The organism is Pradoshia eiseniae, from assembly GCF_002946355.1.
In the GTDB taxonomy this organism is placed as follows: Bacteria; Bacillota; Bacilli; order Bacillales; family Pradoshiaceae; genus Pradoshia; species Pradoshia eiseniae.
Genome location: NZ_PKOZ01000006.1, coordinates 118,787 through 133,251, shown reverse-complemented (window position 1 = coordinate 133,251; position 14,465 = coordinate 118,787). Strand labels below are relative to the sequence as shown.

The window sequence follows — 14,465 nt, the reverse complement described above, 5'->3', positions numbered from 1 at the left end:
GTATTTAGTGATGCAGGCTGTAAATAAAGAAACAATTAAAGTATATGCGCCAGCAACTGGGGAGCTTATCATGGAATATGAGGAAACACCTGCAGCTGCCGCATCTGCTATGATGGAGAACGCGCGGACTGCCTTTTCAGAATGGAGAGATTTGTCTGTTCGTGAGCGTGTTTCCTATATCAAGAATTTACGTTTAGCGGTTGTTGAACAAATAGATGAGATTGCCGATTTGATTGCTAAAGATGTGGGAAAGGTCAGGACCGATGCCCTTGTCGCTGATATTATGCCTTCACTGGATGCTATGCTGCACGTCGAAAAGCATGCTGAGAAGACGCTGCGAAGTCAAAAGGTAAAAACGCCATTTCTCTTGATGGGTAAGAAATCCTCGGTTGAATATATGCCACTGGGCACAGTGCTCGTCATTTCCCCTTGGAATTATCCTTTTCTGTTATCATTATCACCAATGCTATCTGCGCTAGCGGCCGGAAATACCGTTATTTTGAAGCCTTCAGAGGTAACGCCTGCTGTCGGGAAGCTGATTGAGACTTTATTTGCAAAAGCGAACTTCCCTCCGAACGTCGTCCAGGTTGCACATGGCGGAAAAGAACTTGGAGCAAGTCTGACTAATGCAAAGCCAGACTATATCTTTTTCACGGGGTCGGTGGCAACCGGGAAGATCATACAGCAAACGGCGGCTAAGAATCTGATTCCAACGACCTTAGAGCTTGGCGGAAAAGACCCGATGATTGTTTTAAAGGACGCTAACTTGAAGCGAGCGGCCCAAGGAGCTGCTTGGGGAGCGTTTACGAATAGCGGCCAAGTTTGCATGAGTGTGGAAAGGTTAATTATAGAGGACGAGATTTTGGAGCCATTCATTGAGGAGCTCCTCCCTATCGTCAATAACTTGAAACAAGGCTCAGGGCCGGATGATGATATAGGTTCCATGACTTCGCGCATGCAGATTGATATTGTCAAAAAACAGGTGGAAGAAGCCTTGGAAAAAGGGGCACGTCTTCTTACTGGGGAACACCCTTCTGATTGGGATCCTGAATCTATGTATATCAAACCGATTGTCCTAATAGATGTAGAGGAAGATATGGCCATCATGCAAGATGAAACCTTTGGTCCAGTATTGCCTATCATTAAAGCCAATGGGGAAGATGAAGCAATCAGGATCGCCAATGGAACTCGTTATGGATTGAATGCAAGCGTGTGGACTGAGAATAAAGAGCAGGCACGAAGGATTTCATCGAAACTGCAATCAGGAGCTGTTCTGATCAATGATGTGGTGATTACTGTTGCGAACAATCATCTCCCATTTGGCGGTGTGAAAGAGAGCGGTGTAGGAAGGTATCATGGAGAAAACGGAATCCGCATGTTCTGTCACGAAAAGGCGGTTATGGAAGATTTAGGGTACAAGAAATCAGAGATTCAATGGTACCCATATAAGGGGAAATATGATTCTTTCCGGAATCTTCTTGTTGCCAATTTTAAAAAGTCACCTTCTTTAAACGATGTGCTGAAAGAATATCTTAAATTAATCAGGATGACGAAATCTTAATTTATCCTTAGCGATTGGTAGAAGGAAAATATTATACTTGCAGAAGTTGAGGATTGCCCCTATAATAAACATACAAACCAATATGAACCCAATCAAAGGGGAGTAGCGTTAGGGAAACCTAAAACAAAGTCGTCATTACGTGGATTGAATCCATCGGCTTTGTTGGCATTTATTCATGACAAATGCTTAGCAAGACCTTTGCCAGTAATTCTATTACTTGGCAGGGGTCTTTTTTGTTGGATTGGAAGTAGTTGGAAATTTAAAGGAGGTAATAACTTTTATGGATGCAGCACTGATACTAGAGTATGCATGGGTGTTAGTAGTTTTAATAGGATTAGAGGGAATACTGGCGGCTGATAATGCGGTTGTTATGGCCGTTATGGTCAAGCATTTGCCGAAAGAACAGCAAAGAAAAGCCTTGTTCTATGGCCTTGTTGGAGCATTTGTATTCAGACTTGGTTCCCTGTTCCTTATTTCTTTCCTTGTCAATGTGTGGCAAATACAAGCAATTGGAGCGGCATATCTGTTATACATCATGATCAATTACCTGATTAAGCATTATGTCGTGAAGAAAGATAATGAGAAAGTAAAAGAAAGAAAACAATCTGGGTTCTGGATGACAGTTCTTAAAGTTGAAGTGGCTGATATTGCCTTCGCAATTGATTCTATGCTCGCGGCTGTAGCACTAGCTGTAACTCTTCCTGAAGTGGGTAACTTCGATATTGGGGGCATTAACGGTGCACAATTTGCTGTTATGTTCATGGGCGGTTTCGTTGGATTAATCATCATGAGATTTGCCGCTACACAGTTCGTCGTACTATTAAACAAACGCCCTTCTCTTGAAACAGCTGCTTTTCTTATTGTAGGCTGGGTGGGTGTGAAGCTGGCTGTTTTAACTTTAGCGCACCCAAGTGTTGGTATCATTGATGAACACTTCCCTCATTCAACAGTATGGAAAGCCATCTTCTGGGCAGTCTTATTAGCAATTGTCGTAATTGGCTGGTTTGTATCTGGCAAGTCAGCGAACAAGCAAGTTGGAGAAGATTCAAGTATTAGCTAAATTATTTATCCGTATGCATAGCATACGGATTTCTTTTTTTTTTTTTTTTAGGAATATTATACTGAATTTCAAGAATAACCCCCAATAAGTAAATGGGCATAACGTACCATATAGTAAAGATGGTGATAATGCTAAAGAAGGTGATAGCTGGAGAGGGATAGTCAAATAGACGTATTTTAGTGCCGAAAATAGTTCTTTGATATGTATTTATACCCTTTATAACCTGAATTTACATCCTGTGGTATAATTTGTGCAGGGTGGGGTGAATTCTATGTTAGGAGTGTTCTTTTCAGCTCTGAAGAAACGTCAGAGTATGGAAGATATGGTGTATTCCATACAAAAAGGGGACTTTGATTTACGTAACGATCTTATTGAGCAATATAAACCGTTTATCAAAAGATCAGTCTCCTCTGTCTGCAAACGCTACATAACAGACACAGATGATGAATTCAGTATTGGATTAATTGCTTTTAATGATGCCATTGATCGTTTCTCATATGAAAAAGGGACAGCCTTACTGTCCTTTGCAGATACGATGATCAAGCGAAGAGTCATCGATCATCTTAGAGTACAATCAAGAAAAAAACAAGAATTATCTATAGATTTTAGCGTTGCTACAGAAGATGGATATGCACAAAGCCTGCTAGAGGCAGATCGATCAATTGAATTCCATAAGGAAGAAATTGACGCTGAGCGAAGAAGAGATGAAATCAAAAGCTTTACTGGCAGACTGCAATCTTTTGGTATTACATTTGACCAATTGGTTCAAGCATCACCTAAACATGCGGATGCTCGTAAGAATGCTATATCCATCGCCAGGATAGTGGCTGAAGATTCTTCTATGCTCAATTACTTATTTCAAAAGAAGAAGCTTCCTTTAAAGATTCTGGAGAGCAAGGTGAATGTCTCACGCAAGACAATTGAAAGAAATCGGATATATATTGTGGCTATGGTTCTGGTACTCTCAGGTGATTACCGGTTTTTGAGTGACTACATAAAGGGGGTGCTAAAGGATTGAAGGAAGGGGTCATTATAGAGGTTTCCGAGAATAAGCTAAAGGTTATAACACCAGAGGGCGAATTTCTAGAAATTAAAAATAACCATGAATTTAATCAAATAGGGGACCTTATCTACATTGAACCTCACATGTTAAATGGTATACCAAGAACACTCTCAAAAAGAAAGAAAACGGCTATTAAAACCATACTGGCAATGGCTGCATCTTTATTATTGGTATTTAGCATTTTGCCGCTAATTATAGGGAATTCGAAAGTATATGCCTATGTCAGTTTAGATATGGATTCAGGGGTTGAATTGAGTGTTTCAGAAGAGATGAAAGTATTGGATATCCAAGGGATTGATCAAGAAGGTAAAGAGATGCTCGCTGATTTGGAGGAATGGGAGAATCAAGATTTAAACATTGTTGTCTCCAAAATCCTTTCGCTTCTCCATAAAGAAGGAAAGATACAAGACGAAAAAGAAATTGTGTTCTCGACAGTAGTTCTGGACCAAGATAAGAGTCTTGAGCAGAATTTGGAGAAAAAGTTGACAAATGTTCATGCAACTGAGAGAAGTTCCCTGAAAATAGAGACACAAAAAGCATCTATGGATGATCGGCAGAATGCCAAGGAAAAGGGATTATCGACGGGTGCTTATTTAGATGTCCAAATTCAAGAAGATACAGCGAAGAAAGAGAACCGTAACCAAAGCACCTCAAAGATTGAAGACGAAAACAAGGACAATCTTATAAAGGAAGAGGTTGAAGTTCCAATAGAGGAAAATAAAAAACCTTCAGTTCCTCTAGAACCTGCCCATTCCAAGGAGCAGTCAGAAAAGAAAAACAATCAAACTACATCATCACCTTCAACAAGTCAAATGAAAAATAGCTCGAATGAGAGCAAACTGAATAAAAAAGACGAGCTAAAACGGCCTGTTAGTGAAATGAGAAAATACAATTCCGATGTAACTGATAAAAAGCATCGCCAGCAGACTAAAAAGCCTAGTAACGAAGGTAAAACCATTAATAGGGAATCCGATTCGAAACATTCGATAAAGAGAAATGATGACAAATCGAAGAAAAGCCACAAAGAGAAAAGAGATAACCCAAATAAAAAAAATGATTCAAGAAAAAAGAATGAGCAAAAGAAGGAAAAGAGAAATATTAGCGAACAGAAACATAAAGGCCAGAAAGATAACGAAAACCGACAAAGGTAAATGAAATGCCCGGATAATTTAATCCGGGCATTTTTGTGCCATATATTATTTAGTTTTTCCGGACATTTGCGATTGAGCAAGTTTCACAAGCTGCTTGGTTATTTCTCCGCCAACAGATCCGTTCGCTCGTGCTACGGTATCAGAACCTAAGGTCACTCCAAATTCAGCAGCAATTTCATATTTATATTGGTCAAGCATCTCTTGGACACCTGGAACAAGCAATTTATTTCGGCTTGTCATTTATAAGCACCTCAGCTTTCTTCATTTGTGCTGGAATTTTATTATTCCGCCTTCATAATATGCTTGTCAAACCGATTCTTCATTCGGTTTAAAGGATGGATGAACAGGTATCGATTCCCTGTCACTAACACGCATGAATAAATAGCTCAGAACAAATAGTAATAAGGATTCTGACAAGGAAAGGAAGATCTTGAATGAAAAGAAAAGCCCAATTTGATGCAGCGGAGAAAGCAAGTAAAACTCCAAAAAGAAACTTAAGAGAGACCAATGAGCAGGAGACGGAATTCTCGGCAGAATTTTCTGGAGGAGAGAGTGAAATGAAGGGCTTTAATCGTAATTCTAACCGCGGCAGAAAGGGTAAGTAAGAAAAAGCATACTGGGTGCCACCTGTTGGTCAGCGTCCCAGTATGCTTTCTATACGTTTTGTAAGAGAAGATTATCTGGTTTCGTAATAAAGAGCTTGCTACCGCCTTCTTTTGGATTAAAATAAGCAAGCAGCAGGTTTTTCTGTGTACGGTATTCACCCGTTTTGAGGTAATGGTGGTAATCAAAATCAATTTCCTCAATTAAGACATGCTTATACATATCCTTCTCATTTAAATGAAGCTCAGCAAATTCCGGGCTCACTCGCTCAGGCTCTTTAATCGCAGCCTGGTAATAGGGTGATTTCTCCTGTTTTGTCATGGAAGACACCCACCAAGGCTTCCGCGGTTTAAAGGAGAGCTTCTTGAGATAATCAATCTTTAGCAAGGATAGAAGCATTTCTTGACTCTCTGGATGAGTTTTCTCATTGAATTCAGCGAGACGCTTAAACAAATCCTCTGGCTGGTGGCCGATTCTTGACCAGTTCATCTCTTCCCAATAGGAACCGAACTCTTGGAAGAAATCGAATGGGGAAGAATATACCGTACTGACCAGATATTCAACACCAAGGTCCATACGGTGGTCATTCCAATACTTTTCAAGGACATCTTCAACCTGTTTGATGCGAATAATGTCGGTAAACGGCATTACATTATTGCTGACAATCTCATATGGTGCCTGGTCCATGTATTGATAATCCCATTGCTTCGCCTGTTGGCGCAGACCCGTACCACGAAGCATTTTCAAGAATCCAAGTTGCAGTTCCTCAGGTCTCATCTCAAATACATCATTAAAGGTTTTTCGGAAGGAATCATAATTTTCTTCAGGGAGTCCCGCAATCAAGTCCAGATGCTGGTCGACTTTGGCCCCGTCCTTGATCATGGTTACCGTACGCTTCAGCTTTTCGAAGTTCTGCTTCCGTTTAACCAGCTCGTTTGTGTAATCGTTTGTTGATTGAACACCGATCTCAAAGCGGAACAAACCTTTTGGTGCTTTCTCATTCAAGTATTCGATGACTTCAGGCTTCATGATATCAGCCGTAATTTCAAATTGGAAGACACAGCCTGGCTCATGCTCAGCTATGAGGAAATCAAAGATATCAAGCGCATAACTGCGGCTGATGTTAAAGGTTCGGTCCATGAATTTAATGGTTTTCGCGCCATTTTTCATAAGGAATCGAATATCATCTTTAATTCGTTCGCGGTCAAAGAATCGGACGCCTGTTTCGATTGAGCTCAGACAGAACTGGCAATTGAAAGGGCAGCCTCTGCTTGTTTCAATATACGTAATCCGTTTGGATAGATTCGGAATATCCTCTTCAAAACGGAAAGGAGACGGCAAGGTTTTTAAGTCCACTTTTGCTGCTGGAGGTGTGATGATTGGCTTGGTGCCTTCCAGAAAAGCGATACCTTGAACTTGATGGAAGTCTTTTCTGCCGTCAATTTCCGCAAGCAAGTTCTTAAATGTTGCTTCTCCTTCCCCTATGACTATGAAATCAACTCCCGGTATTTCCCTAAGCCAGAAGAAAGGATCATAGGTAACCTCAGGTCCGCCGAGTACAATATGGACATCAGGCAGTACTTTCTTCAAGATTGTGACGACCTTTTTGATTTCTTCCATATTCCAAATATAGCAGCTGAACCCGATAACATCTGGATTTCTCTTATATAGGTCTGTGACTATATTCATGACTGGGTCTTTGATTGTGTATTCAACAATTTCAACATTATAATCTGGTGCAGCATAGGCTTTTAAATAGCGAAGAGCCAAATTCGTGTGAATATATTTGGCATTCAGTGTTGTTCCAATTATCTTCATGAGCGTGCAATACGTCCTTTCAGCGTTTTCCTAGCAATTAATCTTACCATATTTCTGTATAGGAATAACAGGAAGGGGATGATTTCCATTCTAATCTATCAGGGATTTATGGAAAACATAAGAAAAGCCTGCCATATAGGCAGGCGTCATTTCAGTCATTGACGATTTTAGAGAATTTCTCCTTATAGAAATAAGCGTAATATTTCCATTCGTGCAGCATTTTCTTTGCATTCTTCCATTTTAGCTCTATAAATGGCTGGGTGATGGAGGCAACAAATTGGCTGGATAGAATAATCGTCAGCAAGAGTGCGATACCAGCCAACAAAAGATAGCTTTCAACAGTCGTGAAATATTCCTTCAGGCCGGTAAAGCGGAATGTTCTTACAAAGAACCCGTGCAACAGGTAAACATATAAGGTTTGTGTGCCCCAACGTGTGAAGAAGTATTGCCCTCTGGGAACTAAAGCCATGAAACTGATAATCATGATGGCATTCAGTCCGAACATACCTAGCCTCTTGAACATTGAAATGACAGAAGCTGTCCCCTCCATTTCTGAATATGGTTTGGAGCCAAGCATCCATTGGCTGTCGACTGTGATAAAATAATAAAAGCAAATAAACAGGATGACAAATGGCACCAAAGCAATAATTCGGCTCTTAAATGAAGTCAAACGTTCAAAGAATTCCTTCTTCAAATGATATCCGGCTAGGAAGAATGGAAAAAATACAAATGTTCTGGATAAGCTTAAGAAATTGGAAACTGAATCGACATACCCGATGCCAAGGGCAATAGCAACGGCAATCAATAATCCAGTTGCCGGCTTGAACTTCGTATAAATGAAGAGCATCAAGTTCCAGAAAAATAAGCTTAACAGAAACCAAAGAGCCCAATTTGGATTGAACGGTTCAATCTGGAAGGTCGAACGGTCAAAAAGGAAGTAATAATATACGGTATAAACGACCTGAAAAATTAAATAAGGCAATATTAATTTCTTTGTCAGCTTCTTTATATAGCCCGGTTTATTAAAGCCTTTAGCGAAAAAGCCGGAGACAAGAATAAATGCCGGCATATGGAATGTATAGATTGTACTGTAGATGGCATAGATTAATTCGTTTTCATTTATATAGGTTCTAATGATATGCCCGAATACAACGAAAACCATCAAGATAAACTTTGCATTATCAAAGTAGCAGGTTCTTTCCTTCATGATATCCTCCTGGTAAGTTCATCTTAGAAACCCTTTCTTTATTTTTCCCACTCGATTGTATACTAAAACAATCTTTCCTAAAACAATCCTTATGTACCAGATTTAACTATGTGAATAGATACACAATAATATTATAATTGTACTGTTGTCTCAAAGTGTCTTCAAGAAGAATTACACAAGATATCGATTGTTAAAAACTTGAATTAAGCAACATAATGTTCTTTTTTTTTGCTTCGAGAACGAAAAGGGGGAAAGAAACATGACCATACTGCCAAAAAAGAATAAAAATGGCTTCTATGAAATCAGGTTAGAGTCCATTGGAGGGCTTGGAGCAAATCTAGCCGGTAAAATGTTAGCGGAATCAGGGGTGCTTGGATCAGGATTCAATGGTTCAAACTTTGCCTCTTATGGATCTGAGAAAAAAGGCTCACCTGTGAAAAGCTTTATCCGTTTCGCAGATGCAGATACTGAAATCAGGGATCATAGTCCGATTGAAGAACCAAATGTCATTGGGATCTTTCATGAGGCTTTATATAAAATGGTGGATGTCGTCAGCGGCTTGCAGCCGGACGGAATTGTCCTCGTAAATTCAATCAGGAACTTTGATGAAATCAAAGAAGACTTGAATCTTTCTTATGGAACGCTTGCTATAGTGGATGCGCTTGGAATAGCCGTAGAGGAGAAAACAAAAGTTAATACAGCGATGCTTGGCGCATTGTTCCGTATTTGCGATTTCCTTGATGCAGATTCAATGAAAAATGTCATCAAAAGAACATTTGAAAGAAAATACCCTCATCTAGTTGAACCGAATATCCGCACGTTTGAGCGCGGGTATAATGAGGTGCAGTTTAAGGAATACCAGGTTCCATCAAATGCTGCAGCGAAGAGCTTTACTAAGCCAGCGCCTATCCTCGGATATGAAACACAGGTCATCGGCGGAACCATTCTCGCGCAAGGAAACAGTTTGCTAAAGGACATGAGTGGTTCGAGACAGGGGTTCCTTCCAAGCTGGGATCAAGAGAAATGTATTCATTGTGCCGCATGTGATACCGCATGTCCAGATTTCTGTTTTGTATGGAAGGAAGGAGAAGATAAGCGCGGCCGCAAGCAGATGTTCCTGTCTGGAATCGATTACCAATACTGCAAAGGCTGCCTAAAGTGTGTCGATGCGTGTCCGACAAGTGCTTTAGCAGAGATGCGCGAGACACTTGGATTCGCAGAAGAAAATACCGTAAAGCATCACCATTCTTTACAAGAAGGGAGTGTTGAATAATGGCAGAGAACGAATTAATGAAGGCAGAACAAATCACGACATTTGAATCCGGCAATGAAATGGCAGCCATGGCGGCTGCTCAAATCAACTATCATATTATGGGTTATTTCCCAATCACTCCCTCAACAGAGATTGCCCAATACTTGGATGTGATGAAAACAAGAGGAGAGCATGACATCAAGTTAATCGCAGCTGACGGTGAGCATGGATCTGCGGGAATTTGTTATGGGGCAGCGACCACTGGCGCCCGTGTCTTCAATGCAACAAGCGCGAATGGTCTCATGTACATGCTTGAGCAGCTTCCTGTTCAAGCCGGTACCCGTTTCCCGATGGTCATGAATCTTGTGACTCGTGCCATTAGCGGTCCGCTTGATATCCGCGGAGATCATTCAGATCTGTACTATGCCTTAAATACTGGATGGGTTATTTTGACTGCCCGCAGTCCTCAGGCAGTTTATGATATGAATATCATGGCACTTAAAATATCAGAGCATGCAGATGTCCGTCTGCCGGTCATCGTGGCTTATGACGGTTTCTTTACGTCTCATCAAAAGCGTAAAGTACGCTATTTCAGCGACCGTGCGACAGTTCAGCAATTTGTCGGGGAGTGTCCATCACAATTCCCGCATGTTGATGTAAATAATCCGATTACCATTGGTGCCCATATGAATGGCGATGACCTGACCAATAACCATTATCAGCAATCGAATGCGATGTACCGCGCAGGAGAGATATTTAAGGAAGTTGCGAAGGAATATGGGGAACTATCTGGCCGTTCGTACGAGGCACTAGATCTATATGAAATGGAAGATGCTGAGGTTGCGGTATTCCTCTTGAATTCAGCTGCTGAGACGGCAAAGGATGTTGTCGACCGCTTGAGAAAACAAGGGGTTAAGGCTGGGGTAATAAGCCCGAATATCATTCGTCCATTCCCTAAGGAAGAAATTAAAGCGGCCCTAAAAGATGTAAAGGTGCTTCTGGTCGGTGAACGAGCGGATTCTTATGGAGCAAACGGTCCGAATTTAACGCATGAGGTGAAATCGGCCCTCCAAGAGATCAAGGGGAATGAAACGCTTGTATTAAGTCGTGTATTTGGCTTGGGCGGGAAAGATTTCTACCCAGAAGATGCCCAGTCCTTCTTTAATGAGGCAATAGAAGCATTGCAAACGGGAGAAGTCCAAAAAACATTTGATTATCATGGTGTTCAACCTGGACAGGATGATAAAGCCATAAAGCCTATCTTAACGCCACATACAGGAGATGTTTATAAGACAGGCCTGATTCAGGTCACTCCAGATGAGGAAACCGGCAAGCTCAAGGTTCGCATTCCGCCAATACGCGCGCTTATGGAAAAGCCTAAACGACTGGCTCCAGGCCATGGGGCTTGTCCGGGCTGTGGGATTTTCCCTGCCCTTGAACTATTCTTTAAGGGCATAGAGGGGGATGTCGTCGTTTTGTACCAGACAGGGTGTGCCTATGTTGTTACAACAGCTTATCCGCATAGTTCGCACAAGCAAACGATGATACACAATCTGTTCCAAAATGGGCCAGCGACCTTGTCAGGTACATTAGAGGCATTCCTTGAGAAGAAACGCAGAGGTGAGATTGCGGTTAGTGATGAGGCGACCTTCGTTATGATTACTGGGGACGGAGGAATGGATATCGGCATGGGATCGGCAATTGGTACCGCACTTCGCAACCATAAGCTCATTATGCTTGAATATGATAATGAGGGTTATATGAACACAGGGTCCCAAATGTCCTATTCAACGCCAATCGGAAATATGACCAGTACGACAGGTGTCGGGAAAACACAGCAAGGGAAGGCATTCCATCATAAAGATACGGCTCAAATCATGGCGGCAACTGGCATTCCATATGTATTCACCGCTTCTGAAGCTTTTCCGCAGGATTTAATCAAAAAAGCGGCTAAAGCCCAGTGGTATGCTCAAAACGTCGGCACAGTCTATGGGAAGATTCTCATTACTTGTCCATTAAACTGGAAATCGAATGAGCGAGATGGAGCGAAAATTATGGAGGCAGCCGTAAATTCCTGTTTCTTTCCGCTTTATGAGGTGGAAAATGGAGATACTGTTATCACGTATAATCCTGATGCAAGGAAAAAACGAATAGAATTAGCGGAATGGCTTCAATATATGGGCAAAACGAAGCATTTGCTAAGAGAAGAGAATGCACATTTGCTGCGTGAATTTGAAGAAGAGGTTAATAAACGCTGGATGAAGCTGCAAGCTAAGCATGAACATCCGGGATTATAATGAAAGAAGAGGGCTGTCCCCCTGAATAATGGGGACAGTCTCTTTTTGTTTAGCGAACAGGAGAATAGAATGTAAGGCCTTCTTATCCTAGTTAAATGGGACATTTAGACCGTTTGCCACAATATTATCAAAATAAAGAGGATATGCCCGTATTTTGTAGAAATTTTAAAAGTGATAAAGGTCGGAAGTAAAAGGGGGGATTTTCTTGAGTGATGGTCAAATGACAAATTTGGGCGAAGGGTTGCCTAAAACCAAAGAGGAAAACCAAAAATTAAGAAAAGAAGTTCAGTTATGGAATCATTTTTATCAATTTCATTCAGAAGCCATTATTATCACAGATAAGGATTTAAATATTCTTTCTTTAAATGGCCGGGCGAGCAAGCTCTATCAGCAGCTAGGTCAAGTAGACCGTCCTAGGAACCTGAAAGATTTCTTCTCCAGCATTTCAAGTGAACTGGTGAAGTTTCAAGTGAAGAAACTACTTCAGCATGGCTATTCCTTTGATAAATGGACAACCTTTCTGCAAGCCGCACACCCTCTTGAAATTGAACTATTTGCCGCTGCTGACGGCAAGGAAGATGGGGAACCTGAAAAATTCATTTATATGCTTATGGTTAGAGATGGGACACTTCTTCCATCCTCAATCGGCAATCAGAATTTATATACCGATTTAATTAATGGCATTAGCCACTCCATTGTTATTCATGATGGAAAAGGCACTATTTTAGATATTAACGAAGCCTTTGCCAATCTCATGGTCAAGGAACGGTATGAATTGCTTGGGAAGAATTTTCTTGAACTCATGACAGAAGAGAGTGCGCATGCTTTTGCTGAAAGCTTGGGGGATTTGCGAACAAGTAAAAGATGTAAAGGTTTTTTTTATGTAGAGATGGAAGGAGTAGAAATCCAGTATCAGTATAAGGCAAGCTATAATCTGCATAGCGGATTGTATTATACGATATTTTCAGCGGTTCAAAAGCCTGTAATGTCTCATGCCTCTGCGCATTTAATAGAAGAAATATCTGCACTGATGGAAGAAGCCATCATCATTGTTCAAAAGAATGGGCAAATTATTCATATTAATGAAAAGGCCAGCGTGCTATTCGGCTATCCGAAATCTGAAATATTTCAATCTCACTTAAGTGATCTATTGGGTGATGAATGGGTTAGCGTGCTTAAACATACAGAGGGTTATAGCAAAGTAGAGATTAATAATAATTGGCCGGATGGAATAGTGAATGAGCTTGAAATTAGTACAAAACCTATCAAGGGTTCTGGATATCTCCTTTTGGTAGGCAAACCCGCAGTAGCAGCGAAGAAACATGACGACGGATTATTGCTCCAGCAGGATAAGTTTCGCGGAATTTTTGATGGAACATTTGATGGAATCTTGATTTGGCGGGAGGATGGACGAATTATCGATGTAAACGAACCGGCATCTGATATCATTGGTCTGCCTCATGATCGGCTGATTGGTCAAACCTTTCAAGATATTTTTGACCTTGACCCAAACCAAAAGAAACATTTACAGCGTCATCTTTCATTAATGGCCAAGAATACACAGCATAATTTTGTTTGTGAGTTAACCTGTAAGAATGGGCAAACAAAGCAATTGGATTTTTTGTCCCGGCCAGATATCGTGAATGGTGTTCATTTGACCGTGTTTCGTGATATCACGGATAAACTGAAGATGGAAGAGCAATTAAAAAAATCAGATACATTAAATGTGGTAGGAGAGCTCGCGGCAGGGATTGCCCATGAAATCCGCAATCCGATGACGGCGCTTAAAGGGTTTATTCAGCTGCTTGAAGGCAGTATGAAGGGGGAGTATGACAATTATTTTCAGGTCATCACCTCGGAATTGCAGCGAATTGAAACCATCATCACTGACTTTCTGATATTAGCTAAACCTCAGGCCGTTTCTTATCAAATTAAGCAAGTGAACACGGTCTTAAGTGAGACGCTTGATTTGTTGAGTGCGCAGGCTGCGATGCTTAATATTCAATTTGACATCAAATACGGCGAACTGCCGCTCGTGCATTGTGAAGCAAATCAACTGAAGCAGGTATTTATCAATCTGATTAAGAATGCCATAGAGGCTATGCCGGATGGAGGGATAATTGAGGTCTCGACTGAACTGTTCTTTGATAATCATATTCTAGTGTCAATACAAGATCATGGTATTGGCATTCCAAAGTCAGTTCTAAAAAAACTTGGGGAGCCCTTCTATACAACAAAGGAAAAAGGGACTGGGCTCGGTTTGATGGTTACATATAAGATAATTGAAGAGCATGAAGGCTGGATTGAAGTAAACAGTAAGGAAGGGGAGGGGACACTTTTTCAGCTATATCTCCCTATATTTCATGAAAATGCCTGAACCTTCTTTCGACAAGGAGGTTCAATTTATGTCCTTTGGCTTAATAATTTTACAATTTTATGAAATATTTGGATTT

At 41.0% G+C, this 14,465-nt stretch carries 11 protein-coding genes and 1 riboswitch; of the genes, 8 read left to right on the top strand and 3 right to left on the bottom strand.

Annotated features, from left to right (window positions below):
• Nucleotides 1-10 precede the first annotated feature (10 nt).
• The 4 genes from CYL18_RS11790 to CYL18_RS11775 all read left to right on the top strand — a co-directional run bounded on the left by CYL18_RS11790 (nt 11) and on the right by CYL18_RS11775 (nt 4,835).
• Nucleotides 11-1,561, top strand: coding sequence for an aldehyde dehydrogenase family protein (locus CYL18_RS11790; RefSeq protein ID WP_104849711.1), 1,551 nt, complete (start codon nt 11-13; stop codon nt 1,559-1,561).
• Nucleotides 1,562-1,646: 85 nt separating this feature from the next.
• A riboswitch (yybP-ykoY riboswitch) is annotated at nt 1,647-1,749 on the top strand.
• 92 nt (nt 1,750-1,841) lie between these two features.
• Nucleotides 1,842-2,621, top strand: a complete 780-nt coding sequence (locus tag CYL18_RS11785; protein WP_104849710.1) for a TerC family protein — start codon at nt 1,842-1,844, stop codon at nt 2,619-2,621.
• Nucleotides 2,622-2,883: 262 nt separating this feature from the next.
• Nucleotides 2,884-3,639 (top strand): RNA polymerase sigma factor SigI, encoded by a 756-nt coding sequence (sigI, locus tag CYL18_RS11780; RefSeq protein WP_407984531.1) that lies wholly within the window; start codon nt 2,884-2,886, stop codon nt 3,637-3,639.
• Complete coding sequence (locus CYL18_RS11775; protein ID WP_104849708.1) at nt 3,636-4,835, top strand: anti-sigma-I factor RsgI family protein; 1,200 nt, start codon at nt 3,636-3,638, stop codon at nt 4,833-4,835. Before sigI ends, CYL18_RS11775 begins: the two co-directional genes overlap by 4 nt.
• Nucleotides 4,836-4,880: 45 nt before the next feature.
• Here CYL18_RS11775 and CYL18_RS11770 read toward each other — a convergent pair whose 3' ends face one another.
• Nucleotides 4,881-5,075: an alpha/beta-type small acid-soluble spore protein gene (locus tag CYL18_RS11770; RefSeq protein ID WP_104849707.1), complete on the bottom strand. Its 195-nt coding sequence runs from the start codon at nt 5,073-5,075 to the stop codon at nt 4,881-4,883.
• A gap of 194 nt (nt 5,076-5,269) precedes the next feature.
• Between CYL18_RS11770 and CYL18_RS19395 the strand changes: the two genes are divergently transcribed.
• Entirely contained in the window at nt 5,270-5,440 is a 171-nt protein-coding gene (locus CYL18_RS19395; RefSeq protein ID WP_201741274.1) for a hypothetical protein, read from the top strand.
• Between the two features lie 49 nt (nt 5,441-5,489).
• On the opposite strand, the gene CYL18_RS11765 is transcribed toward CYL18_RS19395, so the two are convergent.
• Both CYL18_RS11765 and CYL18_RS11760 read right to left on the bottom strand, forming a co-directional pair.
• Nucleotides 5,490-7,256, bottom strand: a complete 1,767-nt coding sequence (locus CYL18_RS11765; protein ID WP_104849706.1) for a B12-binding domain-containing radical SAM protein — start codon at nt 7,254-7,256, stop codon at nt 5,490-5,492.
• A gap of 151 nt (nt 7,257-7,407) precedes the next feature.
• The gene (locus CYL18_RS11760) at nt 7,408-8,463 is read right to left on the bottom strand and encodes an acyltransferase family protein (RefSeq protein WP_104849705.1); all 1,056 of its coding nucleotides are present in this window, start codon (nt 8,461-8,463) and stop codon (nt 7,408-7,410) included.
• Between the two features lie 259 nt (nt 8,464-8,722).
• On the opposite strand from CYL18_RS11760, the gene CYL18_RS11755 reads away from it, so the two are divergent.
• The 3 genes from CYL18_RS11755 (at nt 8,723) to CYL18_RS11745 (ending at nt 14,389) form a co-directional block, all read left to right on the top strand.
• Nucleotides 8,723-9,736: a 2-oxoacid:acceptor oxidoreductase family protein gene (locus tag CYL18_RS11755; RefSeq protein WP_104849704.1), complete on the top strand. Its 1,014-nt coding sequence runs from the start codon at nt 8,723-8,725 to the stop codon at nt 9,734-9,736.
• Entirely contained in the window at nt 9,736-12,012 is a 2,277-nt protein-coding gene (locus CYL18_RS11750; RefSeq protein WP_104849703.1) for a thiamine pyrophosphate-dependent enzyme, read from the top strand. The genes CYL18_RS11755 and CYL18_RS11750 overlap by 1 nt, the downstream gene beginning before the upstream one ends.
• Before the next feature lie 205 nt (nt 12,013-12,217).
• Nucleotides 12,218-14,389 (top strand): PAS domain-containing sensor histidine kinase, encoded by a 2,172-nt coding sequence (locus CYL18_RS11745; RefSeq protein ID WP_104849702.1) that lies wholly within the window; start codon nt 12,218-12,220, stop codon nt 14,387-14,389.
• Nucleotides 14,390-14,465: the final 76 nt, after the last annotated feature.

Coding starts and splice junctions, on each gene's coding strand:
- CYL18_RS11790 (WP_104849711.1), top strand. CDS start 11: ATGCAGGCTGTAAATAAAGAAACAATTAAAGTATATGCGCCAGCAACT.
- CYL18_RS11785 (WP_104849710.1), top strand. CDS start 1,842: ATGGATGCAGCACTGATACTAGAGTATGCATGGGTGTTAGTAGTTTTA.
- CYL18_RS11770 (WP_104849707.1), bottom strand. CDS start 5,075: ATGACAAGCCGAAATAAATTGCTTGTTCCAGGTGTCCAAGAGATGCTT.
- CYL18_RS19395 (WP_201741274.1), top strand. CDS start 5,270: ATGAAAAGAAAAGCCCAATTTGATGCAGCGGAGAAAGCAAGTAAAACT.
- CYL18_RS11765 (WP_104849706.1), bottom strand. CDS start 7,256: ATGAAGATAATTGGAACAACACTGAATGCCAAATATATTCACACGAAT.
- CYL18_RS11760 (WP_104849705.1), bottom strand. CDS start 8,463: ATGAAGGAAAGAACCTGCTACTTTGATAATGCAAAGTTTATCTTGATG.
- CYL18_RS11755 (WP_104849704.1), top strand. CDS start 8,723: ATGACCATACTGCCAAAAAAGAATAAAAATGGCTTCTATGAAATCAGG.
- CYL18_RS11750 (WP_104849703.1), top strand. CDS start 9,736: ATGGCAGAGAACGAATTAATGAAGGCAGAACAAATCACGACATTTGAA.